Source organism: Streptomyces sp. PL-29, assembly GCF_058344425.1.
Window position 1 is genome coordinate 3,096,687 of sequence record NZ_CP136996.1, and the last position, 26,154, is coordinate 3,122,840.

General features: G+C 71.9%; 25 protein-coding genes and 1 pseudogene. 9 read left to right on the forward strand and 17 right to left on the reverse strand.

What is annotated here, in order from left to right; genetic code table 11:
• Nucleotides 1-26: 26 nt before the first annotated feature.
• Complete coding sequence (locus R4Z63_RS14080; protein ID WP_037924700.1) at nucleotides 27-785, forward strand: nucleotidyltransferase family protein; 759 nt, start codon at nucleotides 27-29, stop codon at nucleotides 783-785.
• 171 nt (nucleotides 786-956) lie between these two features.
• Here R4Z63_RS14080 and R4Z63_RS14085 read toward each other — a convergent pair whose 3' ends face one another.
• The 6 genes from R4Z63_RS14085 to R4Z63_RS14110 all read right to left on the reverse strand — a co-directional run bounded on the left by R4Z63_RS14085 (nucleotide 957) and on the right by R4Z63_RS14110 (nucleotide 7,211).
• Complete coding sequence (locus R4Z63_RS14085; RefSeq protein ID WP_037924698.1) at nucleotides 957-2,468, reverse strand: DoxX family protein; 1,512 nt, start codon at nucleotides 2,466-2,468, stop codon at nucleotides 957-959.
• A gap of 142 nt (nucleotides 2,469-2,610) precedes the next feature.
• The gene (gene rlmB, locus R4Z63_RS14090) at nucleotides 2,611-3,582 is read right to left on the reverse strand and encodes a 23S rRNA (guanosine(2251)-2'-O)-methyltransferase RlmB (RefSeq protein WP_384447884.1); all 972 of its coding nucleotides are present in this window, start codon (nucleotides 3,580-3,582) and stop codon (nucleotides 2,611-2,613) included.
• A gap of 102 nt (nucleotides 3,583-3,684) precedes the next feature.
• Nucleotides 3,685-5,085, reverse strand: coding sequence for a cysteine--tRNA ligase (gene cysS, locus R4Z63_RS14095; RefSeq protein ID WP_384447887.1), 1,401 nt, complete (start codon nucleotides 5,083-5,085; stop codon nucleotides 3,685-3,687).
• A 93-nt stretch (nucleotides 5,086-5,178) separates the two neighbouring features.
• Complete coding sequence (gene ispF, locus R4Z63_RS14100) at nucleotides 5,179-5,682, reverse strand: 2-C-methyl-D-erythritol 2,4-cyclodiphosphate synthase (protein ID WP_037924693.1); 504 nt, start codon at nucleotides 5,680-5,682, stop codon at nucleotides 5,179-5,181.
• Complete coding sequence (gene ispD / locus R4Z63_RS14105) at nucleotides 5,672-6,418, reverse strand: 2-C-methyl-D-erythritol 4-phosphate cytidylyltransferase (RefSeq protein WP_037924690.1); 747 nt, start codon at nucleotides 6,416-6,418, stop codon at nucleotides 5,672-5,674. Before ispD ends, ispF begins: the two co-directional genes overlap by 11 nt.
• Before the next feature lie 310 nt (nucleotides 6,419-6,728).
• Nucleotides 6,729-7,211 (reverse strand): CarD family transcriptional regulator, encoded by a 483-nt coding sequence (locus tag R4Z63_RS14110; protein ID WP_003953493.1) that lies wholly within the window; start codon nucleotides 7,209-7,211, stop codon nucleotides 6,729-6,731.
• A 623-nt stretch (nucleotides 7,212-7,834) separates the two neighbouring features.
• Here R4Z63_RS14110 and R4Z63_RS14115 point away from each other — a divergent pair.
• The gene (locus tag R4Z63_RS14115; RefSeq protein WP_037924688.1) at nucleotides 7,835-8,500 is read left to right on the forward strand and encodes a hypothetical protein; all 666 of its coding nucleotides are present in this window, start codon (nucleotides 7,835-7,837) and stop codon (nucleotides 8,498-8,500) included.
• A 97-nt stretch (nucleotides 8,501-8,597) separates the two neighbouring features.
• Here the strand turns inward: R4Z63_RS14115 and phoP are convergent, their stop codons facing one another.
• Entirely contained in the window at nucleotides 8,598-9,269 is a 672-nt protein-coding gene (phoP, locus tag R4Z63_RS14120) for a two-component system response regulator PhoP (protein ID WP_465270294.1), read from the reverse strand.
• A 68-nt stretch (nucleotides 9,270-9,337) separates the two neighbouring features.
• Nucleotides 9,338-10,519, reverse strand: a pseudogene (phoR, locus tag R4Z63_RS14125) (two-component system sensor histidine kinase PhoR); the annotation flags it as partial.
• 215 nt (nucleotides 10,520-10,734) lie between these two features.
• Between phoR and phoU the strand changes: the two are divergent.
• Nucleotides 10,735-11,484 (forward strand): phosphate signaling complex protein PhoU, encoded by a 750-nt coding sequence (phoU, locus tag R4Z63_RS14130; RefSeq protein WP_491522546.1) that lies wholly within the window; start codon nucleotides 10,735-10,737, stop codon nucleotides 11,482-11,484.
• Between the two features lie 369 nt (nucleotides 11,485-11,853).
• Here the strand turns inward: phoU and R4Z63_RS14135 are convergent, their stop codons facing one another.
• Complete coding sequence (locus tag R4Z63_RS14135; RefSeq protein WP_384450404.1) at nucleotides 11,854-12,414, reverse strand: TetR/AcrR family transcriptional regulator; 561 nt, start codon at nucleotides 12,412-12,414, stop codon at nucleotides 11,854-11,856.
• A 91-nt stretch (nucleotides 12,415-12,505) separates the two neighbouring features.
• On the opposite strand from R4Z63_RS14135, the gene R4Z63_RS14140 reads away from it, so the two are divergent.
• A complete protein-coding gene (locus R4Z63_RS14140; RefSeq protein ID WP_384450401.1) occupies nucleotides 12,506-13,102 on the forward strand; it encodes a DUF2867 domain-containing protein in 597 nt (198 codons plus the stop codon).
• A gap of 141 nt (nucleotides 13,103-13,243) precedes the next feature.
• Here the strand turns inward: R4Z63_RS14140 and R4Z63_RS14145 are convergent, their stop codons facing one another.
• Entirely contained in the window at nucleotides 13,244-14,002 is a 759-nt protein-coding gene (locus R4Z63_RS14145) for a phosphoglyceromutase (RefSeq protein ID WP_030855401.1), read from the reverse strand.
• A 152-nt stretch (nucleotides 14,003-14,154) separates the two neighbouring features.
• On the opposite strand from R4Z63_RS14145, the gene R4Z63_RS14150 reads away from it, so the two are divergent.
• Nucleotides 14,155-15,552, forward strand: coding sequence for an MDR family MFS transporter (locus R4Z63_RS14150; RefSeq protein ID WP_384450398.1), 1,398 nt, complete (start codon nucleotides 14,155-14,157; stop codon nucleotides 15,550-15,552).
• A gap of 149 nt (nucleotides 15,553-15,701) precedes the next feature.
• On the opposite strand, the gene R4Z63_RS14155 is transcribed toward R4Z63_RS14150, so the two are convergent.
• From R4Z63_RS14155 to mshA, 3 genes are all read right to left on the reverse strand, one after another.
• Entirely contained in the window at nucleotides 15,702-16,556 is an 855-nt protein-coding gene (locus R4Z63_RS14155; RefSeq protein WP_384450395.1) for a DUF4396 domain-containing protein, read from the reverse strand.
• A 73-nt stretch (nucleotides 16,557-16,629) separates the two neighbouring features.
• Nucleotides 16,630-17,157: a type III secretion system chaperone family protein gene (locus R4Z63_RS14160; protein WP_037924675.1), complete on the reverse strand. Its 528-nt coding sequence runs from the start codon at nucleotides 17,155-17,157 to the stop codon at nucleotides 16,630-16,632.
• Nucleotides 17,150-18,535 carry a D-inositol-3-phosphate glycosyltransferase gene (gene mshA, locus R4Z63_RS14165; RefSeq protein ID WP_037924673.1) on the reverse strand — a complete coding sequence of 462 codons (1,386 nt, stop codon included), beginning with the start codon at nucleotides 18,533-18,535 and terminating at the stop codon, nucleotides 17,150-17,152. The genes R4Z63_RS14160 and mshA overlap by 8 nt, the downstream gene beginning before the upstream one ends.
• A 241-nt stretch (nucleotides 18,536-18,776) precedes the next feature.
• Here mshA and R4Z63_RS14170 point away from each other — a divergent pair, with 241 nt between their 5' ends.
• The 3 genes from R4Z63_RS14170 to R4Z63_RS14180 all read left to right on the forward strand — a co-directional run bounded on the left by R4Z63_RS14170 (nucleotide 18,777) and on the right by R4Z63_RS14180 (nucleotide 22,797).
• Nucleotides 18,777-19,790, forward strand: coding sequence for a class I SAM-dependent methyltransferase (locus R4Z63_RS14170; protein ID WP_491522547.1), 1,014 nt, complete (start codon nucleotides 18,777-18,779; stop codon nucleotides 19,788-19,790).
• A gap of 71 nt (nucleotides 19,791-19,861) precedes the next feature.
• Nucleotides 19,862-20,929: a C40 family peptidase gene (locus tag R4Z63_RS14175; protein ID WP_370466503.1), complete on the forward strand. Its 1,068-nt coding sequence runs from the start codon at nucleotides 19,862-19,864 to the stop codon at nucleotides 20,927-20,929.
• Between the two features lie 509 nt (nucleotides 20,930-21,438).
• The gene (locus R4Z63_RS14180; protein ID WP_384450387.1) at nucleotides 21,439-22,797 is read left to right on the forward strand and encodes a PP2C family protein-serine/threonine phosphatase; all 1,359 of its coding nucleotides are present in this window, start codon (nucleotides 21,439-21,441) and stop codon (nucleotides 22,795-22,797) included.
• A gap of 68 nt (nucleotides 22,798-22,865) precedes the next feature.
• Here R4Z63_RS14180 and R4Z63_RS14185 read toward each other — a convergent pair whose 3' ends face one another.
• The 4 genes from R4Z63_RS14185 to R4Z63_RS14200 all read right to left on the reverse strand — a co-directional run bounded on the left by R4Z63_RS14185 (nucleotide 22,866) and on the right by R4Z63_RS14200 (nucleotide 24,961).
• Nucleotides 22,866-23,204 carry a DUF2516 family protein gene (locus R4Z63_RS14185; RefSeq protein WP_384450384.1) on the reverse strand — a complete coding sequence of 113 codons (339 nt, stop codon included), beginning with the start codon at nucleotides 23,202-23,204 and terminating at the stop codon, nucleotides 22,866-22,868.
• 142 nt (nucleotides 23,205-23,346) lie between these two features.
• The gene (locus R4Z63_RS14190; protein ID WP_384450381.1) at nucleotides 23,347-23,895 is read right to left on the reverse strand and encodes a hypothetical protein; all 549 of its coding nucleotides are present in this window, start codon (nucleotides 23,893-23,895) and stop codon (nucleotides 23,347-23,349) included.
• Between the two features lie 23 nt (nucleotides 23,896-23,918).
• Complete coding sequence (locus R4Z63_RS14195; RefSeq protein ID WP_384450378.1) at nucleotides 23,919-24,329, reverse strand: helix-turn-helix domain-containing protein; 411 nt, start codon at nucleotides 24,327-24,329, stop codon at nucleotides 23,919-23,921.
• A 137-nt stretch (nucleotides 24,330-24,466) separates the two neighbouring features.
• On the reverse strand, nucleotides 24,467-24,961 hold the full coding sequence (locus tag R4Z63_RS14200; RefSeq protein ID WP_384681012.1) for an Lrp/AsnC family transcriptional regulator: 495 nt from the start codon (nucleotides 24,959-24,961) through the stop codon (nucleotides 24,467-24,469).
• A 569-nt stretch (nucleotides 24,962-25,530) separates the two neighbouring features.
• Between R4Z63_RS14200 and R4Z63_RS14205 the strand changes: the two genes are divergently transcribed.
• Nucleotides 25,531-26,145, forward strand: a complete 615-nt coding sequence (locus tag R4Z63_RS14205) for a DUF6461 domain-containing protein (RefSeq protein ID WP_384450375.1) — start codon at nucleotides 25,531-25,533, stop codon at nucleotides 26,143-26,145.
• Nucleotides 26,146-26,154: the final 9 nt, after the last annotated feature.

The window sequence follows — 26,154 nt, forward strand, 5'->3', positions numbered from 1 at the left end:
CGCGCCGCGTCCCTACGCTGGCCGTCATGACCGACGACCCCCGATCCGCCTCCTCCGCAGCCGCGTTCCCCGCCCCACCCGCCCAGGCAGTCGTCCTGGCGGGCGGCCAGGGTTCGCGGCTGCGTCCGTACACCGACGACCGCCCCAAGCCGATGGTCGAGATCCCGGGGACCGGGCTGCCGATCATCGGGCACCAGCTGGCCTGGCTGGCGGCCGAGGGGGTCACCGACGCCGTCGTCTCGTGCGGGCACCTCGCCGGGGTGCTCCAGGAGTGGCTGGCCGAGGCGCCGCTGCCGCTGCGCGTGACCACGGTGGTCGAGGAGGAACCGCTGGGCCGCGGGGGCGGCCTGAAGTACGCCGCACGGCACCTGCCGGACCCCGGAGGGGCCTGGTACGCGACGAACGGCGACGTCTGGACCCGCTTCTCGCTCCGTGAAATGGCCGCCTTCCATGCCGAGCGCGGGGCGGTCGCGACGCTCGCACTGGCCCGGCCGCGGATCCCGTGGGGGGTGGTGGAGACCAACGCGTACGGCCACGTACTGGACTTCATCGAGGCCCCGCCGTCGCCGTACCCGGTGAACGCCGGGGTGTACGTCTTCGGGCCCGAATTCGCCGCGCTACTGCCGGACTTGGGAGACCACGAACGCACCACCTTCCCACGGCTGGCGCGGGAGCGGCGGCTGGCGGGCTTCCCGCTGCCCCAGGGCGCCTACTGGCGGGCGATCGACACGGCCAAGGACCTCACCGAGGCCGCACGCGAGTTGGCGGCGCAGACGGGCTCCTGAGGGCCCGCACCGCCCTCGCGGCGCCCGGCCCTCCGGCACCTTCTCCGCACACGCCACGCGGCACACGCCACGCGGCACACGCCACGCGGCACACGCCACGCGGCACACGCCACGGGAGCCCGGCACGCTCACGCGTACCGGGCTCCCGTGTGCCGGCCCCTGGCGGAGGGCTCAGCCGATGAGCCCGCCGATCAGGCCGGGCTGCTTGGTCGGAGCGGTGCCCGAACCGCGGGTGCTGCTGCCCGACGAGGAGGACGGCGACTTCGGCGCCGTCGACTGGCGGGGAGTGCTGCGCGGGGTCTGCTGCTTGCCGGTCGTGCCCCGGGTCGCGGTGGGCGACTCGGAACCCGCGCCCGTCGTCGCCCGGGAGGGCGCCCCCGAAGCGGTCTTCCCGGCCTTGGCCGAGGTCTCGGACGGGGAGGGCGTCGGCGACGCGGCCCGGGTCGGCTGCTGCTGCGCGGGCTGCTGCCTGGCCGGCGTCTGCGGCAGCGGGCGGCCCGGAAGGTAGTTGCTGGGGGCCTCGCCGGGTCCGGGGACGGTGACCACCGTGGTGGACCGGACGGCGCCGCCCAGGAGCGAGCCGACGAGCAGGGTGAGTCCACACACGACGCTCGCCATGATGGCCCCGCGCCGCAGCACCCGGCGGCGCAGCCGCCAGATCTCGGAGCGCGGCCCGAGGGTGCGCCAGGCCTCCCCGGCGAGACGCCCGTCGAGGGAGTAGACCGGGGCGCCCGCGATGATCAGCGGGCTCCAGGCGGCGAGGTAGATGATGTCGGGCGCGTCGTAGGCCGGGACGGTCTTCCAGCTCACCGTCATCAGCAGGGCGGCGGACAGCAGCGCCCCGAAGCTCGCGGCCAGTCGCTGCCACAGGCCGAAGACCGTCAGGACGCCGACGATGACCTGGATGAAGGCCACGCTGAGGCCGGCCCCCACCGGGTGCGCGAGCGCGAAGTCGCGCAGCGGCTCGGCCAGCGCCCACGGGTGCAGGGTGTGCAGCCAGGTGACCATGGAGCCGCGCTCGCCACCGTCGAAGTAGACGGGGTCGCACAGCTTGCCCATGCCGGCGTAGATGGAGATGAAGCCGAGGAAGACGCGCAGCGGGAGCAGCACGACGCCGAGGTTCATCCGGCGGCCCGGGTAGTAGGACGCCTGACCGCGGTTGTCGCCCGCCGGACGCCGGGACTCCGGCCCGGGACCGGCCGCCGGTCCCTGCGGCTGCTCGTACGGGAGGTCCCGTACGGCGGCCAGGGGGCGCGTCTCGGCGGGGTCCCCGTAGCTGCGCTGGCCGATGACGGTCGGCGTGGCCAGGGTGTCCTCGGCGAGATCGTGGTCCAGGTCGACGCGCGGGATGACCTGGGTGGCGCCACCGTCGTGCGCGTCGTGGCCGCGTACGGCCTGGAGCAGTCCGCCCATGGCCGCGGCGGCGTCGCCTGTGTCGGACTTGCCGCTCCAGACCACGGGGGCCCGGCGGCGGGTGGCCCCGGCGGCGGCCACCACGGCGCCGCCCAGGACGGGTGCGCGGCCGGGGGCCTTCGCGGGCTTGGGACGCGCGCTCGGGCTCGGTGCGAGCCGCACGCGGAAGCTGGCGTGGTTGACGATGACCTGTGCGGGGTCGCACGGCACCTTGACCATGCTCAGCGCGGGCTGGTCGTCGAACCCTGACGTTCTGGTGTCCACACTCATCTAACCGAGTGATCAGTGTTTAGGACACTGCCTTGACATCAGGGATCTGTCCGAGACCCGTCAAGATCAAGCCACCCCGCCCGAAACGGGCGGGGTGGCACGCTCACGGGTCACGTTCCCTGAGCCAAGTGGATCAAGGCGATCAGGCGCGCGGCTGCGCGGCACGGCGGCGGGCCGCCTCGTACAGCACGACGCCCGCGGCGACACCGGCATTGAGCGACTCGGCGCCACCCGGCATCGGGATGCGCACGAGGTAGTCGCAGTTCTCGCCGACGAGGCGGCCCAGGCCCTTGCCCTCGGAGCCGACGACGATGACGACCGGGCCGGCGAGCGCCTCCAGGTCCTGCACCTCGTGCGTGCCCTCGGCCGCGAGGCCGACGACGGCGATGCCGGCCTTCTTGTACTCCTGCAGGGCGCGAGTCAGGTTGGTGACCCGGGAGACCGGCGTGCGGGCGGCGGTGCCGGCCGAGGTCTTCCAGGCACCGGCGGTCATGCCGGCGGCGCGGCGCTCCGGGATGACCACGCCGTGGCCGCCGAACGCGGAGACGGAACGGACGATCGCGCCGAGGTTGCGCGGGTCGGTGACCCCGTCGAGGGCGACGATCAGCGGGTCCTCGCCGTTGTCGTAGGCGGCGTCGGTGAGGTCCTCGGGGTGCGCGTACTCGTACGGCGGGACCTGGAGGACCAGGCCCTGGTGGTTGAGCCCGTTGGTCATCCGGTCGAGCTCGGGGCGCGGGGCCTCCATCAGGTTGATGTTGCCGCGTTCGCCCGCGAGCTGGAGCGCCTCGCGGACGCGCTCGTCGTTGTCGATGAACTGCTGGACGTACAGGGTGGTGGCGGGGACGCCGTCGCGCAGCGCCTCGAAGACCGGGTTGCGGCCGACGACCATCTCGCTGGCGCCCTTGGGGCCGCCGCGGCGCGGGGCGGGACGGCGCTTGGCGGCCTGGCGGGCCATGGCGTTGGAGACCCGGAAGGCCTTGTGGCCCTTGCGGTCCTCGGCCTTGGGCGTGGGGCCCTTGCCTTCCAGGCCCCTGCGCCGCTGGCCACCGCTGCCGACCGTGGCGCCCTTCTTGTTGGACGTGCGGCGGTTCCTGCGCTGGCTGTTCCCGGCCATGACCTCTACCTGTTTTCGTTGGTGCTGCGATATGTACGTATGAAGAGTGTGCCGCCCGGACGGCCGGGCGGCACAGTCGGACTGCTCCGGGGTGCCGGGGGCTCAGCGGGCGCCGAGCGTCCAGCGCGGACCCGTCGGGCTGTCCTCGATGACCAGACCGGACTGCTGGAGCTGGTCGCGGATGGCGTCGGCGGTCGCCCAGTCCTTGCGGGCGCGGGCCGACTCGCGCTGCTCCAGAACGAGGCGCACGAGGGCGTCCACGGCGCCGTGGAGTTCCTCGCCGCGGTCGGCCTCGCCGGCCCAGTGCGGGTCGAGCGGGTCCAGACCGAGGACGCCCAGCATGGCCCGCACCTCGGCCAGACGGGCGACGGCCGCGTCCTTGTCGTCCTCCGCGAGCGCGCTGTTGCCCTGCCGGACGGTGGTGTGGACGATGGCGAGCGCCTGCGGGACACCGAGGTCGTCGTCCATGGCCTCGGCGAAGGCGGGCGGGACCTCCTTCGCCGGCTCGACGGGGCCGCCGGCCCTCTCCACGACGCGCTGGATGAAGCCCTCGATGCGCGCGAATGCGGACTCGGCCTCGCGCAGCGCCTCCTCGCTGTACTCGATCATCGACCGGTAGTGCGGGGTGCCGAGGTAGTAGCGCAGGACGATCGGGCGCCACTGCTTCACCATCTCGGAGACGAGGACCGAGTTCCCGAGGGACTTGGACATCTTCTCGCCGGACATGGTGACCCAGGCGTTGTGGACCCAGTAGTTCGCGAACGCGTCGCCGAAGGCCTTGGCCTGGGCGATCTCGTTCTCGTGGTGCGGGAAGACCAGGTCGAGTCCGCCGCCGTGGATGTCGAAGGCCTCGCCGAGGTACTTGTGCGCCATGGCGGAGCATTCGAGGTGCCAGCCCGGACGGCCGCGGCCCCACGGGGTCTCCCAGGAGGGCTCGCCCGGCTTGGCGGACTTCCACATGGCGAAGTCGCGCGGGTCGCGCTTGCCCGTCTCGCCCTCGCCGGAGGGCTGGAGCAGGTTGTCGAGCTCCTGGTTGGACAGGCTCAGGTAGCCGGGGAACGAGCGCACGTCGAAGTAGACGTTGCCGTCGGCCTCGTAGGCGTGGCCGCGCTCGATCAGGCCGCGCATCATCTCGATCATCTCGGGGACGTGCCCGGTGGCGCGCGGCTCGTAGGTGGGCCGCAGGCAGCCGAGGGCGTCGTACCCGTCGTTGAAGGCCTGCTCGTTGTCGTAGCCGATGGACCACCAGGGGCGGCCCTGCTCGGCGGACTTCGTGATGATCTTGTCGTCGATGTCGGTGACGTTGCGGATGAAGGTGACGTCGTAGCCGCGGTGGGCGAACCAGCGACGCATCACGTCGAAGTTCAGGTAGGACCGGATGTGCCCGATGTGCGGGGCCGCCTGCACGGTGGCGCCACAGAGGTAGATCGAGACGCAGCCCGGAACGAGCGGGACGAAGTCGCGGATCTGCCGGGCGCTGGTGTCGTACAGGCGAATAGTCACGGCATCCAGGGTAGTGGGCCTGTAGCAGTGCCCCGCGACCTTTGCGGGCGCGGGGCCGCTTTGTTGCCGAAGATGTGCCGTCTCCGCGGACGTTCAGGCCCGGTTCGTCCGGTACACGAGGGCGGTGGCGATCGCGGCGAGGCCCTCGGCCCGGCCGGTGAGACCCAGTCCGTCGGTGGTGGTGCCCGACACGGAGACGGGGGCGCCCGCGGCGGCGGCGAGCGCCTTCTGTGCCTCTTCGCGCCGCTTTCCGATCTTCGGGCGTACGCCGATCACCTGGATGGCGATGTTGCCGATCTCGAAGCCCTCCGCACGCACGATCCGGGCGGCCTCGGCCAGCAGGGTGACGCCGGCAGCGCCGGACCACTCGGGGCGGGAGGTGCCGAAGTGCGCGCCCAGGTCGCCGACCCCGGCGGCCGAGAAGAGGGCGTCACAGGCGGCGTGGGCGGCGACATCGCCGTCGGAGTGCCCGGCGAGGCCGTCCTCCCCCTCCCAGAGCAGCCCGGCGCACCACAGCTCGCGGCCGGCCTCGAAGGCGTGCACGTCGGTGCCGATCCCGACGAGCGGGATCAGCGGTGCGTCGGGACTAGAACCCATCGGTGGCCCTCCTGCGGGCGAGTACGGCCTCTGCGAGGACCAGGTCGAGCGGGCGGGTGACCTTGAAGGCCTCTTCGTGTCCCGGGATCACGACGACGGGGACGCCGAGGCGCTCCACCATGCCGGCGTCGTCGGTGGCGCCCTCGCCGGCGACGGCGATGGCGGCGTGCGCCTCCAGGAGCGTGGCGAGGTCGAAGCCCTGCGGGGTCTGCACGGCGCGCAGCCGGGCCCGCTCGGGCGTCGCGACGACCGGCTCGGGCTCGCCCGGTCCGCCGGGCTCGACCTCCTTGACGGTGTCGGCCAGCGGGAGCGCGGGCACCACGGCCCGGGCACCCCGGTCCACGGCCTCGACGACGGCGTCCACGGTGTCCACGGGGACGAGCGGGCGGGCCGCGTCGTGGATGAGTACGGAGGTGACGTCCTGCGGCAGCGCATCCAGGCCGGCGCGTACGGACTCCTGGCGGGTCTCCCCGCCGGGGACGACCAGGACCTCGGTCCGCTCGGGCAGCGCCTGCTCGCCGAGCAGCAGCCGCACCTCGGCCGCCTCGCCGGCCGGGGCGACGACCACCACGACGGACACCGCGCGGGAGCGGGCCATCGCGCGGACGGCGTGCACGAGCATGGGGGTGCCGCCGAGGGCCCGCAGGGCCTTGGGGGCCCCGGGGCCGAGGCGTACCCCGCGGCCGGCGGCCGGGATCACCGCGGCGGTGCGGCGGGGCCGCGTTACGTCAGACATCAGTAGCTCCGAGCCAGGTTTCCGAGCCAGGTTTGTGACTTCGGCCGACATGGGTATGGCCTGAAGGGTGCCGGGTGCGACGCCCCTCGCCCCTTCCGTGACGACCGGTCGAGCAGGCCGCCCGGACCCGGCACGCCAGTGATCCAGTGATGGAGTCAGGCGGTCAGGGGTACGCGTACCGCAAGACGGGGTACGCGATGAGGTACGGATACAGACATGCCGCAGCGCCCGGCAACAGGTCTCTCGTGGAGGAGGGACCTTGTCATCGGGCACCGCGGCAAGCTGTGCACACCGTGCACGAGGCTTCGCGTCAGGACGCGAGCACCTCGTCGAGGAGGGCCTCGGCCTTGTCCTCGTTCGTGTTCTCAGCGAGCGCGAGCTCGCTGACCAGGATCTGGCGCGCCTTCGCGAGCATGCGCTTCTCGCCCGCGGAGAGCCCGCGCTCGCGCTCCCGACGCCACAGGTCGCGCACCACTTCGGCGACCTTGATGACATCGCCAGAAGCGAGCTTCTCCAGATTCGCCTTGTAGCGCCGGGACCAGTTCGTCGGCTCTTCTGCGTACGGTGCACGAAGCACCTCGAAGACCCGGTCCAGCCCGTCCTGGCCGACTACGTCGCGAACGCCGACGAACTCCGCGTTGTCCGCAGGCACACGAACCGTCAGGTCGCCCTGGGCGACCTTGAGCACCAAGTAGGTCTTGTCCACGCCTTTGATCTGACGAGTCTCAATGGCCTCGATCAGCGCGGCCCCGTGATGGGGATAGACCACGGTGTCGCCAACCTTGAACGTCATGTGACAGGTACCCCTTCCGTGGCTATCCAGGGTAACACGAGAACTGACTGTTATGAATGGCGTTTTCGCAGGTCAGGGCACATCTCGGGGCTTGACAACAGCAACAGGAACGTGCTGCGGAAGGGTTCCGGAAGGGGGTATTCGCAGGTCGGGGGCGCTGCGCGGACCGGGCGAAAGGGCCACGCTACACCCGCTGCACACCTCCATCAGTGTGACGTACGTCCCGTTTTGCCGGGTTGGGAGTCGCGAAACCGAACTGCTCCGTTCGGCTGGCGAGCAGGCGCGCGGGAGCCGGTTCCGGCCCAATCCGAAATTGATCACCAAGTGGCGTTTCGAAGGAATCCCGGAATTGATCAACGGGCGCCGGCCGCACGATATGCGAGCGGCCCATGATCGGCGAGGCGAACGGCGAGGCGAACACCGGCCGGAATGCGAGATCGGGGACAACCCCGGGGTCGCGGCCGCGCTGCGGAGGGTCGGGTGCGGGGGCGGGGCGGCGGCTCGGTAACCTAAGCCCGCTGACACACCCTTAGAGCGGCTTCACACCGGCCGCTCCGGGGATACCTCCCAGCGGTTGCCGGGAGAGCCCACCCGTTCCGTTCGTCCAAGGAGTTGCCGCCGCCGTGAGCCGCAGCCTTCGACGCGGCGCCCTCGCCGCCACCGCCGTCGTGTTCTCGATCGCCTCGCTGGCCGCATGCGGTGCGGGCAACGACGCGCAGACTCTCCAGATCAAGCCGGACAACGCCTCCGCCGCCAAGGGCGACATCGAGATCCAGAACGCACTGGTCATCACCCAGGGCGAGAAGGACCAGAAGGGCCCGGCCGTCGTCTCGGCGACCGTCTTCAACAACGGCACCGAGGCGCAGACGCTCGACGGCATCACCCTTGCGGACGGCAAGGGCAAGGTCGTGCTGAAGCCGGCCGAGGGCTCCGGCAAGATCACCGTGCCGGCCGGCGGCTCCGTGGTGCTCGGCGGCAAGGACAACGCCTCCGCCGTGATCGAGAACGGCTCCGAGGCCGCCAAGAACGGCGACGTGCAGAAGGTCGTCTTCCAGCTGAGCAGCACGGGCGGCGTCGAGCTCCAGGCCTTCGTGGTCCCGGCCGCCGGCATGTACGCGGGCTTCGGCCCGTCCGGGGCCCCGGCCGCGTCGGGCAGCCCGTCCGGCAGCCCCTCGGGCACGCCGTCCGGTTCCCCGTCGGGTGCCGCCTCCGGTTCCCCGTCCGGGTCCCCCTCGGGCGCCGCGGGCGCGTCGCCGTCGGGCTCCGCCTCGCACGCCGCGGGCCACTGATCCGGGCCACGGAGTAACGCCGTACCCGTACGCACCCGGAAAGGGCCGCCGTCCGCACCAGCGGACGGCGGCCCTTTCCGTTTCCGTGCGGGGCGTCCTACGGCTCGAACTTGTAGCCGAGGCCGCGGACCGTGACCAGGTAGCGCGGGGCTCCCGGGTCCGGCTCGATCTTGGCGCGCAGGCGCTTGACGTGGACGTCGAGGGTCTTGGTGTCGCCCACGTAGTCGGCGCCCCAGACCCGGTCGATCAGCTGCATGCGGGTCAGCACGCGGCCCGCGTTGCGCAGCAGCATCTCCAGCAGGTCGAACTCCTTCAGGGGGAGGTCCACCTTGCCGCCGGCGACGGTGACCACATGGCGGTCGACGTCCATCCGTACCGGGCCGGCCTCCAGGGCCGCCGGGGTGACCTCCTCCGGCTCGCCGCGGCGGCGCAGGACCGCGCGGATGCGGGCGACCAGCTCCCGCGAGGAGAAGGGCTTGGTGACGTAGTCGTCCGCTCCTATCTCCAGCCCGACGACCTTGTCGATCTCGCTGTCCTTAGCGGTCACCATGATCACGGGCACGTTGGAGCGGCCGCGCAGTTGCCGGCACACCTCGGTGCCGGGCAGACCGGGGAGCATCAGGTCGAGGAGGACGAGGTCGGCGCCGTTGCGCTCGAACTCGTCGAGCCCGTCGGGGCCGGTCGCCGCGATGGCGACCTCGAAGCCCTCCTTGCGGAGCATGTAGGACAGGGCGTCGCTGAAGGATTCCTCATCCTCGACGACGAGCACTCGGGTCACGGAAGGACCTCCGGGGCAGGGATGGCTGGAGCGGAAGTGGTTCAGGCTGGGGTCGGGTGGGTGCGGGGCGCGGCCGCCGGGGACGACGCGGCCGCTTCGGGGAGCCGCAGGGTGAAGGTGGAGCCCTGGCCCTCCGAGCTCCACACCGACACCTCCCCGCCGTGCGAGGCGGCCACGTGCTTCACGATCGCAAGGCCGAGGCCGGTGCCCCCCGTGGCGCGGGAGCGGGCCGGGTCCACGCGGTAGAAGCGCTCGAAGATCCGCTCGCGGTCCTTCTCCGGGATGCCGATGCCCTGGTCGGTCACGGCGATCTCGATCAGGTCTCCTCCGGGGGCCGTGACCCTGCGTGCGGCTATGCCGACGCGGGTACGGGCGGGGCTGTAGTTGACGGCGTTCTCGACCAGGTTGCCGAGGGCGGCGGCGAGCTGCCCCCGGTGGCCCCAGACGCGCAGGTCGGCGGTGCCGCCCGCGGCCATGGTGATCTGCTTGGACGACGCCGTATGGCGGCAGCGGTCGATGGCCTCGGCGACCAGCGTGTCCACGCGGACGGGCTCGGCGTCCTCCAGCGGGTCGTCGTTCTGCACCCGGGACAGGTCGATGAGCTCCTGCACCAGGCTGATCAGCCGGGTCGACTCGATCTGCATGCGGCCGGCGAAGCGGCTGACCGCCTCGGGGTCGTCCGCGGCGTCCATGACGGCCTCGGACAGCAGGGAGATCGCCCCGACCGGGGTCTTCAGCTCGTGGGACACGTTGGCCACGAAGTCACGGCGGACGGCCTCGATGCGGCGGGCCTCGGTGAGGTCCTCGACCAGGAGCAGCACCAGGCGGGAGCCGAGCGGGGCGACGCGCGCCGACACCGCGAGGGCCTCGCCCCGACCGGTACCGCGGCGTGGCAGGTCCAGCTCGACCTGGCGTATCTCCCCGTCGCGACGGGTGTCACGGGCCATGTGGAGCATCGGCTCCACGGCAAGCTTGCCGCCGCGCACGAGCCCGAGGGCGTAGGCGGCGGACGAGGCCTTGACGACGGCGTCTCCCTCGTCGAGCACCACGGCGGAGGAGCGGAGCACCGACAGGACGGTGTCCACACCGGGCGGGAGCACCGCATTGATGTCGGGGCGCATGGAGCTCCGGGTGGGGCGGGCCTGGTCGCGCTCGCTCCAGCGGAACGCCAGCATCGCGATGACGCCGGTGCACAGACCGGCGATCGCTGCAGCTGCGGCGACCGCCGCGTTCACGTCCATGGATCCAGGTTAAGCAGGCGCGACGAGACTTCCACAGCCGTTCGGGTGGCGCCTCGAACAGTCGTCGCCCAGAGTTCACCCTGGCGACCGGGCTGATTCACTTGCGGTGCCGGAGTCGGACGCGTTTGCGGCCCACCGTGTCACCGTGGGCAGCAGGCCGCCCCGGCCCGCCCCGGGCATCACCGCAGTAACAGGTCGAGAGAGGGACACGAGACATGCGCGACGCGTACCACGAGGAACTGGACTCGATCGGGGAGGGCCTGGTCGAGATGGCCCGGCTCGTCGGTTCCGCGATCGGACGTGCCACGACGTCCATGCTCGACGCCGACCTCAAGCTCGCCGAGAGCGTCATCGCGGCGGACCAGAAGGTCGACGACCTCCAGCACGACCTGGAGGCCCGCGCCATCGCGCTGCTGGCCCGCCAGCAGCCCGTCGCCACGGACCTGCGGATCGTCGTGACCTCGCTGCGGATGAGCGCCGACCTGGAGCGCAGCGGCGACCTGGCCCAGCACGTGGCGAAGCTCGCCCGGCTGCGCTTCCCGGACCGCGCCGTCCCGCGGGACCTGCACGCCACGATCCTGGAGATGGGGCAGCTGGCGCAGCGCCTGATGGCGAAGGCGGCCGAGGTCATCATCACGAAGGACGTCGACCTGGCGCTCCAGCTGGAACAGGACGACGACGAGATGGACCAGCTGCACCGCACGCTGTTCCAGCACCTGATGGACGACCGCTGGAAGCACGGCATCGAGACGGCGGTGGACGTGACGCTGCTCGGCCGCTACTACGAGCGCTTCGCCGACCACGCGGTGTCGGTCGCCAAGCGGGTGGTCTATCTGGTGACGGGCGAGCACGCCGACGAGCTCCAGCAGCCGACCCAGGTCGAGGGCGTGAAGCCCGGCACGGCGCCCTGGTGTGGGGCGGTGTGCGACGGCGCCGAGCCACTTCGAGCCCCCGTGCGCCGTTGACGCGCCGGTAGAGCTGGGCATGAATGAGGGCGAGTGCGGTCAGTCGTACGAGTCCCGCATGCCGCGGGGCACCGCCTCGCCGAGGAGGAACCATGCCCGATTCCCCCCGTCCCCATCACCCCGGAGCAGGAGCAGCCGCCGAGGCCCGAGCCGCTCCGGCTCCCGCTGCTCGCGGCCTGTGGCTGCGGCTCCGGCTGCGGCTGCGGCTGCCAGTCCGGCGCCCCCTGCCAGTGCGGTGGCTGACCGGGCCCACCCGGTCCGGCACGCGCAAGGGCCCCCTGCCCGTGGACATTCCGCGGACGGGGGGCCTTTTTCGCGCCTCCGGGCGGCGCCGCCGGGCCCGGCCGCCCCCGATCCGCCGGGCAGGCCCTAGCGCAGGAGCCACTTCCGGGTCAGCGCCATGACCTCCGCGCGGCTGCGGCCGCCGTGGTCGGCGGCGATGAAGTGGGAGCCGATCCGCAGGGAGAAGGTGATCAGGGAGCGGACCTCGACGTCGTCCTCGTCGGCGCAGAACGCGCGGAACAGCGAGCGCAAGTACTCCATACGCCGGCTGTCCGCGCGGCGCAGCCGCTCGGCGACGGCCTCGTCGCGCCGGGCCCAGTCGCGGATCGCCAGGTCGGCGTCGACGCCGACCACCGGCCCCTCCTCGTAGGAGGCGACGATCGTGAACAGCCGGTCCAGCCTGGCCCTGGCGTCTCCCCCGCCGCTCTCGACCAGCTCGATCACCGCCTCGGTGACCTCGCGCTCCCAGGTGTCGAGCATCTCGATGAGCAGCGCGCCCCGGCTGCCGAAGTACCCGTAGAAGCCGCCCTTGCTGACGCCGAGCGCCTGCGCGAGCACCTCGACGCGGACGGCCTCCGGGCCGCCGGCGGCCAGCGCCCGCAGCCCCTCCTCGATCCACTTGCCGCGCGGTGTGCGGGTCGCACCCATGCCGGTCCCTCCTCGCCACCCCTTCTATACGGTGCCGTATAGAAGAGTGCTAACCTCGATCTATACGGCATCGTATAGAAGGGGCTTGCTCATGAGACTCCCCCGCACCGCCCACACCTCCCGACCCTGGCGGATCCACGAGATCACCGGCGACTTCCGGGTCGAGGACGTGTGGGCGCTGCCGACGCCGGGCGGCCCGGACGACCTCGCGCGACTGGTGCGCCAGTTCACCCGGCAGGGCGCGGGGCACCCCGTCCCCTCCCGCGCGGGGCGCGCCCTCTTCGCGATCCGGTGGAAGCTCGGGGCACTGCTCGGCTGGGACGCGCCGGCCGACGGCCTCCGCTCCAGGGTGCCGACGCTGCGCGACCGGCTGCCGGCGGACCTCAGGGAGGGCGAGCGCGGACCGGACGTCCCCTCGCTCCCCTTCACCTCCGTCTACCAGACACACGACGAGTGGGCGGCGGAGACGGCCAACAAGACGATGCACGGGGTGATGCACATCGGCTGGGTCCCGGACGGCAACGGCGGTCACCGCGGCCAGATGGCCGTCCTGGTCAAGCCCAACGGGCTGCTGGGCGCGGCCTACATGCTGGCCATCAAGCCCTTCCGTCACCTGGGCGTCTACCCGGCCCTCATCCGCTCGATCGGCGCCGAGTGGCAGAGATCCGCGGCGCCCGCCCCGGACTGATCCGAGAAGCGGCCTTTCCGCAGGGAAGGCCCGTATCCGCAGGGACGGCCTGTACGGCGACGCGCCGGACGGCCCCACGACGCCGAGAAGCCCCCTACCCGCTGGGAAGCAGCAGGTAGGGGGCTGTTGCGTGCGTGAGGGCTACTTCTTGCCCTGGTTCTTGACGGCCTCGATGGCGGCCGCGGCAGCAGCCGGGTCCAGGTAGGTGCCGCCCGGGTTGAGGGGCTTGAAGTCCGCGTCCAGCTCGTAGACGAGCGGGATGCCGGTGGGGATGTTCAGGCCGGTGATGTCCTCGTCCGAGATGCTGTCGAGGTGCTTGACCAGACCGCGCAGGGAGTTGCCGTGCGCGGCCACCAGGACCGTGCGGCCCGCCAGCAGGTCCGGGACGATGCCGTCGTACCAGTACGGCAGCATGCGCTCGACGACGTCCTTGAGGCACTCGGTGCGCGGACGCAGCTCGTTCGGGATCGACGCGTAGCGCGGGTCCTCGGACTGCGAGAACTCCGTGCCGTCCTCGAGCACCGGCGGCGGGGTGTCATAGGAGCGGCGCCACAGCATGAACTGCTCCTCGCCGAACTCCGCGAGGGTCTGCGCCTTGTCCTTGCCCTGCAGCGCGCCGTAGTGGCGCTCGTTCAGGCGCCAGGAGCGGTGCACCGGGATCCAGTGGCGGTCCGCGGACTCGAGCGCGAGCTGCGCGGTGCGGATGGCGCGCTTCTGGAGGGATGTGTGCAGCACGTCGGGCAGCAGGCCGGCGTCCTTGAGCAGCTCACCGCCGCGGACCGCCTCCTTCTCGCCCTTCTCGGTGAGGTTGACGTCCACCCAGCCGGTGAACAGGTTCTTCGCGTTCCATTCGCTCTCGCCGTGGCGGAGGAGGATCAGCTTGTACGGTGCGTCGGCCATGCGTACGAGCCTAATGGACGCGCGCACGCGCCCGCGCGCGGTGCGCGGCGGCGCCGATTGACGGTGCGGGTCAATTGACTGGCGCCCGGAGCCCACCCCCTCGTAACGTGCACCTCGCGATTGCGACACTTACACCCTCGGGGGGATCCCTTATGTCCGCTGCCCGTCTGAGACGTGCCGCCCGGGAGAGCGTCTCGGGTCTGCCCCGGGCGTTCTGGTGGCTGTGGACGAGCACCCTGGTGAACCGGCTCGGGGCCTTCGTCGCCACCTTCATGACCTTGTACCTGACCCTGGACCGGGGCTACTCGGCCTCCTTCGCGGGACTCGTGGTCGCCCTCCACGGGCTGGGCGGCGTGATCTCCTCGCTCGTCGCGGGCGTGATGACCGACCGGCTGGGGCGGCGCCCCACGCTGCTGGCGGCCCAGGCCTCGACCGCCTTCTCGGTGGCGCTGCTGGGCTTCATGGAACACCCGGCGGCCATTGCCGCGGTGGCCCTGCTGGTCGGCATGACCTCGAACGCCTCCCGCCCGGCGGTCGCGGCGATGATGGCCGACATCGTCCGCCCCGAGGACCGCGTACGGGCCTTCGCGCTCAACTACTGGGCCATCAACCTCGGCTTCGCCGTCAGTGCGACCGCGGCCGGCCTGATCGCCGAGTACAGCTACCTGGCCGGCTTCCTGGGCGAGGCGGCCCTCACGCTGACCTGCGCGGTGCTGGTGTACGCCAAGCTGCCCGAGTCCCGGCCCGAGCGCGGCGGGTCCGGCGGGTCGGGGTCCGGCGACTCCGGAGCCGGCGGATCCTCGGACAAGGGGGGCTCGGAAGCGGAGATCGGGCTCGGCACCGTGCTGCGGGACGGGCGGTTCATGGGTGTGGTCGGACTGTCGTTCCTGATCTCACTGATCTTCACGCAGGGGGCGGTCGGCCTGCCCGTCGCGATGGGCTCCGCCGGGTTCTCGCCCTGGGACTACGGGCTCGTGATCGCCGTGAACGGCTTCCTGATCGTCGTCCTGCAGATCCCCGTCACCCGCTTCATCGAGCACCGCGACCCGCAGAAGCTGCTGGTGGTCTCGGCACTGCTGGCCGGCTACGGCTTCGCGCTGACGGCCTTCGCCGGACCGGTGTGGGCCTACGCGCTGACGGTGTGCGTCTGGACGCTCGCCGAGATCGTCAACTCGCCGACCCAGATGAGCCTGGTCGTACGGCTCTCGCCGGTGCACGGGCGCGGGCGCTACCAGGGCGTCTACACGATGTCCTGGGCGGTGGCCGCGCTGGTCGCGCCGCTGATGGCCGGCTTCATGATCGACCGGTGGGGGGCGGACTGGCTCTGGGCGGCCACCGGCGCCCTCGGCACGGTGGCGGCGGTCGGCTACTGGCTGCTGATGCGGGGGCTCTCCGAGGAGGACAGGGGGACGGCCCCGGCAGCGGCCGGCGGCGCCCCCACTGCCCCGCCGGAAGCACCGCCCGCCGACGCCGCACCGGCTCCGGCCGAGCCGCTCCCCGCCTCGGGGCCGGCGCGGGCGGACCGCCGGGGCCGGGCCGGAGCACGCTGACCGGCCGCGGGCCCGCTCGGCACCGGCGGCCGGGCGGGAGCCCGCCGCTGCGAGCCGGGCGCGGGCCACGGGCCCGTTCGCCGCGGGCCGGGCCCAGGGCCGCGGGCCCGTGCAGGACGAGCAGGGGCCATCGGCCAGGGCCGGTGGGATCAGGCCAGCTGGCCGAAGATCGCGGCGAGCAGGGTCCCGGCGGCGAGGAAGAGGACCGTCAGCACCGCCATGGCCGTCTTCTGCTCCGCCGTCACTCCGGCCTCCGGAATGGCCATGTCCATGCCCATGTCCATGGCCGTGTCGGGGCGTTCCGCGGCCGGCTGCGGCAGCGGCTCGCCGCCGGCGCCGAGCGCCCGTACCGTCCCCATCCCGTGCTTGAGGTGGTTGGCGACCAGCCACACGTTGACCGGGTACGCGAAGCCGAGGCCGGCCAGCACCGACAGCGAGAACGTCGCCCAGAAGCGCACGTCACCGACGTCCTGCGCGCCCGGCACGTGGCTGCGCACGATCACGTTCACCGCGACCATGGCGCCCATCACGCAGTTCATCGAGAGCCACTCCGCGTACACCGTCGCCCGGACGGCCCTCGGATAGCTGCCGCCGAGCATGTCGCGCATGAACAGGGCCTGGAAGACGAGCAGCCCGAAGCCGAAGCCCACCACGTACTCAAGCAGGGCGTCGGCCCACGGCGGGAGGCCGAGCAGCGAGGCGACGACGGCCGCGACCATGATGCCGGTCGCGTCGCCGGCCACGCAGTGGATCGTGGAGCCGAGCGCCTGCTTCCACAGCGGCGCCACGAACCGCTCGTGGGTCCACGGTCGCGGTTCCTTGCAGGACAGCACGTAGAGCGCGGCGCCCACCGGGCCGATGTAGAGGGTCACCAGCACCCAGCCCCACTTCATCACCGTGAGCTCGGGGTTACGGGTGAAGGCGTCGTGGGCGACGTAGCCGGCGGACAGGAGAACCAGGGCGAACCAGGTGTACATGAGTGCTTCGGCTGTGTTCCCGCTCATCCCGCCACGGTGCGGGTGCCCGGCCCCGGCGGGGCGGGCCGACACGCCACCCCCCGCCGTTCGGTGCTCCGTGTCAGCCGATCGGAGTGCCGGGGCCGGCCTGATCGCCCTGCGGCCGCGTCAGGTGCTTGAAGGCGTCGAGGTTGAAGGTCGGCTCGCCGCGCGAGACGCGCCAGTCGTACTCGCGCCGGATCGCGCTCGCGAAGCCCAACTCCAGCAGTGTGTTGAACGAACCGTCCGCGGCCTCCAGCACGGTGCCGAGCAGTCGGTCGAGCTCCTCCGGGGTGACGACCCCGAGCGGCAGGCGGGCCGTCAGGTAGATGTCGCCGAGCCGGTCGACCGCGTACGCCATCCCGTACAGCTTGAGGTTGCGCTCCAGCAGCCAGCGGTGGACGCCCGCCTCGTTCTCGTCGGGGTGGCGGATCACGAAGGCGTTGACCGACAGGGAGTGCCGGCCGACCCGGATCGAGCAGGTGGTGCTCAGCTTGCGGGTGCCGGGGAGCGTGACGACGTAGGCGCCCGGCGCCGGGCTCTCCCAGCTCAGTTCCGCGCCGGTCAGCGCGCTCTCGATGATCTCGGCGATCTCGGCGGTGTCAGCCATGGTGGGAGCGTACGCGACGGCGGTGATCGTGCATCGCCGCCGTGTAGACGTCGGCCGTGCCGCTCGCCGCGGTGTCCCAGCCGAAGAACTGCGCGTGCCGCGCGGCCTCCGCGCCCATCCGATCCGTGAGCCCGGGATCGTCGACGAAGCGGCGCAGCCGGTTCGCGTAGTCCGCCGGGTCGTGCCCGGGTACGAGGATGCCGGTGACGCCGTCGTTGACGGCGACGGGCAGCCCGCCGACCTCGGCGGCCAGCACCGGGGTGCCGGTGGCCTGGGCCTCTATTGCGACGAGCCCGAAGGACTCGCTGTAGGAGGGCATGACCAGCACGGACGCCGCGCGGAACCAGTCCGCGAGCCCGTCCTGGGCGACCGGCGGGTGGAAGTGCACGAGGTCGGCTATGCCCAGCTTCGCGGCGAGCTTCTGCAGGCCCTCGGGCTTGGCGAGACCGCTGCCGCTGGGGCCTCCGACGACGGGGACGAAGAGGCGGCGGCGCAGTGAGGGGTCCCGGTCGACGAGGACGGCGACGGCGCGCAGCAGGATGTCGGGGGCCTTCAGCGGCTGGATCCGCCCGGCGAAGAGGGGGATGACGGCGTCCTGCGGGAGGCCCAGGCGGGCGCGGGCGGCGGCCCGGCCGTCGCCGACGGTGAACCGGTCGAGGTTCACGCCCGGGTGCACGACGGCCACCTTGGCGGGGTCGGCCTCGTAGTACCGCACGAGCTCGTCGGCCTCTTCGGCGGTGTTGGCGATGAGCCGGTCGGCGGCGGACACGATCTGCGTCTCGCCGATGACCCGGGCGGCGGGCTCGGGGCTGTCGCCCTCGGCCAGCGCCGCGTTCTTGACCTTGGCCATGGTGTGCATGGCGTGCACGAGGGGGACGCCCCAGCGCTGGGCGGCGAGCCAGCCCACGTGTCCGGAGAGCCAGTAGTGGGAGTGGACGAGGTCGTAGTGGCCGGGCCGGTGGCGGGCCCAGGCCTGCATCACTCCGTGGGTGAAGGCGCACAGCTGGGCCGGGAGCTCCTCCTTGGCGAGGCCCTCGTAGGGGCCCGCGTCCACGTGTCGTACGAGCACGCCGGGCGCCAGCTCGACCACGGGCGGCAGCCCGCCGGTGGTGGCCCGGGTGAAGATCTCGACCTCGATGTTGATCGCGGCGAGCCGCCTGGCCAGCTCCACGATGTAGACGTTCATCCCGCCCGCGTCGCCGGTGCCGGGCTGGTGCAGCGGTGAGGTGTGCACGCTGAGCATGGCCACGCGGCGCGGTTTGCGGTGGTGGCCGACGGCCGGCAGGCGCAGCCGGGGCGGCTCGTGGCGGGTGGCGGCACGGGCGGCGGCGAGGCGCCCGCTGAGGCTGCCGCCGAGGCGGGACACGTACTGGCTCAAGGAAGCGCTTCCTCTCGGCTCGGACGGTGCGCGCGCGACGCTCGGACGGCATGACGACAGGGGCGCGTGGGGCGCCCTGCAAGGAGTGCAACCCGGATGGCCGTCCCCCGCATTCCGGGGAATCCGCATTTCCTGCCGGCTCCTCGTGATTCTTGCCGCCTTCCGGGAGCGCAATCCGGTGCGGGGCGCCCGGCGCCGCGCGATTTTCATGGTGTGCGGGCGCTCCGCTTACCCTCGGCCCATGGCCTCCCGCACCACCCCGTCACCCAGCCGCGCCCCCGGCCGTCCTGTGGGCTCGGTGACGCGCGGGACGACGAACCCGAACCGGTTGCGCCGGATGGACCGCTGGATCGCGGCCACCCACGGGGCCGTGCTGCGGCGTGCGGGTGATCCGGTGGCGGTGGACCTCGGCTACGGGGCCGCGCCCTGGACCGCGGTCGAGCTGCTGGCACGGCTGCGGGAGACGGCGCCGCGCGTGCGGGTGGTGGGCATCGAGATCGAGCCGGCTCGGGTGGCGGGGGCGAAGCCGTACGAGCGGGACGGGCTGAGCTTCCGACACGGCGGCTTCGAGGTCCCGCTGGAGGGCGGGGAACGGCCGATGCTGATCCGCGCGGCGAACGTACTGCGCCAGTACGACGAGGAGCAGGTCGCAGAGGTCTGGGCGCGGCTGTGCGCGCGGCTGGCCCCGGGCGGGCTGCTGGTGGAGGGGACCTGCGACGAGATCGGGCGGCGGCACGTGTGGGTGGCGCTGGGTCCGGAGGGCCCGCGCACGGTGACGTTCGCGACCCGGCTGGGGTCGCTGGAGCGCCCCTCCGACCTGGCGGAGCGGCTGCCGAAGGCGCTGATCCACCGGAACGTTCCGGGCGAGCCGGTGCACGCGTTCCTGCGCGACTTCGACCGGGCGTGGGCGGCGGCGGCTCCGTACGCCTCGTACGGAGCGCGGCAGCGCTGGATCCGGACGGCGCGGGCGCTGTCCGCCGACTGGCCGCTGGCGGACGGGCCGGTGCGGTGGCGGCAGGGGGGAACTGACCCTGCGCTGGGAGTCGTTGCGCCCGCTGGGGTGAATGCGGTGCGGCGGGGAACCGGGGGGCGGGTGTGCCCCGTTCGATCCATGGGGGGGCAGGGATCGGGGGCCGTCGGGGCAGACAAGATCGAAATGCCCTCCACAAGGCTGTCGGAATTCTTCGACTCGTGGCACCATCCCGATGGCAGTGCGAAGTTACTGATGAATAGTCAGATCTGGTGTCGGATCTGACGCGGGTGCCTGGGGGGACCATGGGGTCGGTAGGGCGACGACGCGCAAGCTCTCTCGCGCTGCTGTGCGCGATGGCGGTACTGACGGCGCCGGGCCTGGCGACGGGCACGGCGTACGCGGCTCCGGCCGTACCGGGCGCGCCGGGCGCGCCGACGGCTCCGGCCGCACCCGGGGCACCGACCGCTCCGCTGCCCGAGCCGGGCGGCGCGTCGCTGGAGCAGGTCCGCAAGGACATCGAGGAGCTCTACCGGCAGGCGGGCGCCGCGACGGACGCCTACAATCTCGCCGAAGCCGAGGCCAAGGCCCAGTCGGACAAGATCGTCGAGATCGCCAACCTGATCGTCGCCGGCAAGGAGCGGATCGCCGTCCTGAAGAGCCGTGCGGGTGCTGCGGCCCGTGCGCAGTACCGCTCGGGCGGCCTGCCCCCGGGCGCGCGGCTGGCGTTGAGCGAGGACCCGAACCAGTTCCTCGACGGGGCGGACCGGTTGCGCCAGGGCGAGAAGGCCGCCTCGGACCTCCTCTCCGAACTAAACCGCACCCAGGCGGACTTGCAGCGCTACGCGGAGGAGGCGAGCGAGCGCTGGAAGACGCTGGAGGACAACCGGGTCAAGCAGGAGGAGTCCAAGAAGCAGATCGAGGAGAAGATCAAGGCCGCCGAGGAGCTGGAGAGCAAGCTGGAGGCCGAAGAGAAGGCCCGGCTGATCCAGCTCGAACAGGAAGCCCAGTACCGCGCGCAGACGGCATGGCTGTCCACGGGCGCGATGAAGGACGTGAACGGCAAGGCGACGGAGGCCGGGAAGCTGGCCGTGCAGTTCGCCACGGCGCAGATAGGGAAGCCGTACAAGTGGGGCGCCGTCGGCCCCGACTCCTTCGACTGCTCCGGGCTGACCTCCCAGGCCTGGCGCGCGGCGGGACGCGGCATCCCGCGCACCTCGCAGGAGCAGCTGCGGCTGCTGCCGAAGATCGCGGTCAAGGACATGCGTCCGGGCGACCTGATCATCTACTTCGACGACGCGAGCCACGTCGGCATGTACGTGGGCGACGGCGCGATGGTCCACGCCCCGCGCCCCGGCCGCAACGTGACGATGGCGGGCGCGGGCTCGATGCCGATCAAGGCAGTGGTCCGCCCGGACGCCTGATCCCTCCCGGGCGGGGTCGGCGGCCACGGGGCCACGCACCCCGCCCCGAGCCCGGCACGCAATCGGCCCGCAGCCGGCCCGGCATCCGTAAGCCGGGGCGGGGGCCCGGCATCCGTAAGCCGGGGCCGGGCTCGGCGGGCTGCGGTCGGCGGGCCGGGCGAAGCCCTGCGTACCCGGGAGGCGGGGGTCCGGCCCCGGAGGTCCAGCCCTGGAGGTCCGGCCCGCCAGGTCCGGCCCCGCACCTGGCCGGGGCAGGCCCGCGAGCCGCAGGCGGCAGGGCGGCCGGCAGGCGCCGGGACCGAGGCAACCCGGTGCGGGCGGGGGACGTCTCGGTACACGGGACGGAATGCGGCCCCGCCGTGACCTTTGTCATCCAGTGAGGCCGTTTTTCCCCCGTGATGACGGCATATGACGGAGACCCCCGCCGAGAACGGCATTCCGTTCGCGGGGCCGGGACCGCTAGGGTCTGCCGGAGCGCACCCTCGGGGGGAGGGAAGGAACCGGAAACGATGCCCGTACCCGTACCGCGGCAGAGGGAGACCCCCGCCACGGAGAGCGGTCAGGCCGTTCTGCATGCCGCCGCACCGCCCATCCCCATCGGTGCCGGTGTCGCACAGGCGACCCCGCAGACCACCGCCCTGACCCTCCTGGTCATCGAGGACGACCCCGCCGGCGGTCTCACCGTCCCCGAGATCCTCGACGCCGACGGCCACCGCATCCGGGTTCGCACCGCCCGCAACCTCACCGAGGCCGAGCGGCTGCTCACCCCCGATGTGCACTGCATCCTGCTCGACCTGTCGCTTCCCGGAAGCGGAACCCGCGCCGGCATCGGGGTCACGACCACCGCCACCGCCACCGCCACCGCGCCGGCGACCGCGACCGCGACCGTGGAGCAGCAGCTCGCCGTCCTGCACCAGGTGCTGCGCCTCGCGCCCCACCACGCCGTCCTCGTCCTGACCGACGAGGACGACGCCGAGCGCGCCGCCGAGGCCGTCCGGGTCGGTGCCCAGGACTTCCTCTTCCGCGACGAACTGGACGGCCGCCTGCTGAGCCGCGCCATCCGCTACGCGGTGGAGAGAAAACGGGCCGACATAGCCCAGTACAAGCTTGCAGAATCGAAACTGCGCGCCCAGGAGAACGCCCGCCTGGAGCGCGGCCTGCTCCCCACCCCCCTCCTGGAGGGGTCGGATCTGCGCTTCGCCGCCCGCTACCGCCCCGGCCGCAGCCGGGCCCTCCTCGGCGGCGACTTCTACGACACCGTCCGCACCCCCGACGGCACCGTCCACGCCATGATCGGCGACGTCTGCGGCCACGGCCCGGACGAAGCCGCCCTCGGCGTCGAGCTCCGCATCGCCTGGCGCGCCCTGACCCTGGCCGGCCTCTGCGGCGACGACCTGCTGGCCACCCTCCAAGAGGTACTGGAGGTGGAGCGCCCCTGCGAGGAGATCTTCGCGACGCTGTGCACCGTCGACATCGCCCCGGACGGCCGCCGCGCGGGCCTGTGCCTGGCCGGCCATCCGGCACCGCTGATCTCCCGTCCGGGGCGCCGCGCGCAGCTCCTCCCGTACGAGAACAGCGGCCCGGCCCTCGGACTGCTGCCCCGGGCCCGCTGGCCGCGCCGACAGGTCGAGCTCGGCGGCAGCTGGAGCCTGATGCTCTACACCGACGGCCTCATCGAGGGGCGGATCGGCGAGGGCAAGGAACGCCTGGGCCAGGACGGCATGGTCGAGATGATCAACCGCCACCTGGACCGCGGTCTGAGCGGCGAGGCGCTGCTGGAGGCCTCCGTCACCGAGGCCCGCCGCCTCAACGGCGGCGAGCTCACCGACGACGTGGCCTTGGTCCTGCTCTCGCGCGCCGAAGGCTGACCCGAGCCCGGCTCGGCCCGCCCCTACCCCTGCCCCTGGCGGCAAAGGGCTACCGGCCGGAGACGGGGCTACCGTCCGCCGTTGTAGGGGCCGTACGGCCCGTCACTGCTGCTGCCGCCACTGCGGCGGCCGCCGCCCGAGACCTGCTTGAGGGCCGGCCGTACGTCCACGAAGAACACGATGGTCGCCACCAGGCCCGCGATCTGGAGGAAGAGCAGCCCCAGGAAGGCGTCCACGAGCACGGTGATACCGAGGATCACCAGCCAGAAGGTCTTGCTCTGCTTGTCGGCCGCCCGGTAGGCGTCCTCACGGGCCAGCAGCGCGAACCCGAAGGCCACCACGGCGAGCACCAGCATGGCGAGCCCGAGCAGCGGGATCACCCCTCGATCGAACCCGTCCATCAACATCGCTTCGACCGCCTTCTCCTGCTCGCACTTCGCACGTCGGATCCCGCCTCACTCCACGCTACCGGTACCCGCCCCTCCATCAACCACAACGGGCCGGGCCCTCGAAGGGTGCCCGGCCCGTGCTCGCCCCTGCGGGCGCGGTTCAGCTCGCGTCGTCCGCGGCGACGACGGCCTTCTTGGCCGTGGTCTTGCGCGCGGCGGGCTTCTTCGCGGCGGGCCGTTCCTCGGCCGCGGCCTCCGCGGCCGGCTCGGCCTGCACCTCAGGAGTCGGCTCGGGCCGCGGCTCGACGACGACGGCGATGTCGACGATCTCCTCGGAGACCTCGCCACGCCAGGCCCGTACGGCCTGCTCACCGTGCTCGGCGACCTTGTCGTAGGTCTCCTTGGCGCGCACCGCGTACTCGGCGGCCACCCCGACGCCGCGCAGCGCCAGGTCCTGGGCGCTCTCCCCGATCTTCTTCGGGTCGATCGCGCCGAACACCTCGGCCACCTTCGTCGTGACCGCTTCCTGCACGGCCTTCGGGTCCGTGTTCTTCACGGCCTCGATGCGCGCGGGGGCCTCGGCGCGCAGCTGCTCGATGAGCTCCGGCACCTTCTTCGCCTGCTGGACGGCGAGGTCGGCGGTGCCGGCGGCGAAGTAGAGGGGAGTGGGGTCGGTGAGGGTCTTCTTCAGGTCATCGGCGATGGCCATGTGCTGGTCCTCCCGGATCAACTTCAGTCGGTCTTCGACGGCATCTCGTCGGACGGTGTGCCAGGCCCGTCGGGAACGGCGGGCGCGTCGAGTGCGTTCTCCTTGCGGAACGACTCGTAGATCTGGAGCAGCACCTGCTTCTGCCGCTCGTTGATGGACGGGTCGGCGAGTATGGCGGCTCGCGTCTCCACCTCGTCGCGGTCCCGCTCGTCCAGGATCCCGGCCTGCACGTACAGCGTCTCCGCGGAGATCCGCAGCGCCTTGGCCAGCTGCTGCAGGATGTCCGCGCTCGGCTTGCGCAGCCCGCGCTCGATCTGGCTCAGGTACGGATTCGACACCCCCGCCGCATCGGCCAGCTGCCGCAGCGAGAGCTGCGCCTGCCGCCGTTGCTCACGGAGGTATTCGCCGAGATGTCCGACGTTGAGCGATGCCATGCTCCAGATCCTGCCCGACCTTGCTAACTTTTGCAAGCAGATGCTTGCAACATCTCCCACCCGCCTCCCGGCCCGACTTGTGACTGAGCACGATAGGTGTCGTATTTGCAGGACATCTGTCGTCCCACCATTGCCGGTCAGCTGTCTACCTTGATCTTCTTGCACCGTACGCCGGTCAGGCCGCTCAGCTTGCCTGTGAGGAAGGCTTCGTAGGCGGCGTGGTCGCCGACGGCGACGCGAAGGAAGTAGTCGGGGCGGCCGTACATGCATCGGCACTCGATGACCTCATCGAAGGCGGCCACGGCGGACTCGAACTCCTCGAAGCTCTTGCGGTCCTGGGAGTAGATCTCGACGTCGATTAGGCCCTCAAGGCCGCGACCGAGGGTTTCCGGGTCAAGGACGCCTGCCTGCGCCGGCTCAAACGCCTGGAAGAGGCCGACGTCATCGCTGGGTACCGGGCTCCTTGAGGGTTCTGCGCGCCGAGTGAACCGTTGCCTAGGCGCCTGACGGAAGCGTCGACCAAGGCCACTGCGTGTACGAACGGGGACCGCAGTGGGCTGTCCGCGTCCTCGATTACCAGCAGCTGTCCGGTCTCTGTGATGTCCGGCAGTCTCGGAGATCTCCGGGCAGATGAGCTGATGTCACAGTCATCTCCGGGTACGTCGCTGTGACTGTGTCCACGGTCGTCGTGGCTGGTAGGCGTAGTTTCGGAGGCATGGATGGATGCGTGTGAGGTGTCGGCGGAGGACGTCGATCTGGAGTACGTAAACGCAGGCGGGGTCCGTGGGCGCGAGGCGCCGGAGTCTCTGTGGTCGGTCCGGTTCGAGTCGGTACGGCCCGAGCGCCGGTTGCCGGCTTTCCGAGGGCATGGCAACCGGTACGGCTGGTGCTGGTCAGCGACGTGTGGCGGGCATGTGGGCTACGAGGCCGCCCTCGCGGCCTGACCACCACACCGATGGTGTCCGCCAAAGCGGAACAAGCTCACCTCAGCGACAGCATGCACACCGCAGATGTGAACCAGTTCCTGGACGAGTTCTTCCAACGCCTGCCGCCCGATGACCTGCTCCACTCCGACCCCCACCCCTACAAGATCGCCTCAATGGCCGGCACGGTGATGCGGCGGGTCCGCCGCGGCCTGAGGCGACGCCCTCCCGGGACCCGGGCACCCTCAATGTCATAGCCGTCGTGAAGGATCTCCCACATGGCTACGACTGCTGCTGACTACCTGTGGTTCGAGGAAGACTTCCCGGACCTCGCCGAGTCCTATTGCCTCACCCTCGTGCACAACGTGCCGCCGAACGAACTGCTGAGCAGACTGGGCGGCCAACCCGAACCCGAGGTCACCGGGATCAACGCACTCGTCGACACCGCATACGGGCTCTGGGACTTCAGCACCACGCGGACGTACTTCGGAATGACGACGCTCGGCCCGTGGACCCTCATGATCGAGCCCAACGGCTGGCACGGAGTGAACGAGAAGAAGGCCCTGCCCGCATCAGCGGGCACCCGCTGGATCTCCCACTACGACAACGCGAACGCCAACAACGACGGCTCGTTCCTCTGGGCCGAGGACACCGAACCCCAGCTCCAGTTCGAAATCCGCGATGCCGCCTACCGCACCGGCACCCGCGCCAACGACCTCCTCGACGTCATCCGCCACCTCGGCTTCACCTTCCCCGAAGAGCCCACCAAAACGGACGACGGCCTGGCCGTGCCGGCCGCCTTCGCACTCGCCGAGCACATCACCGGCATCCGAGTCACCCCGGACCTCCTCCAGGACACCACCTTCATCTGCGGCACCGCCGACTTCCGCTGAAGGTCAGAC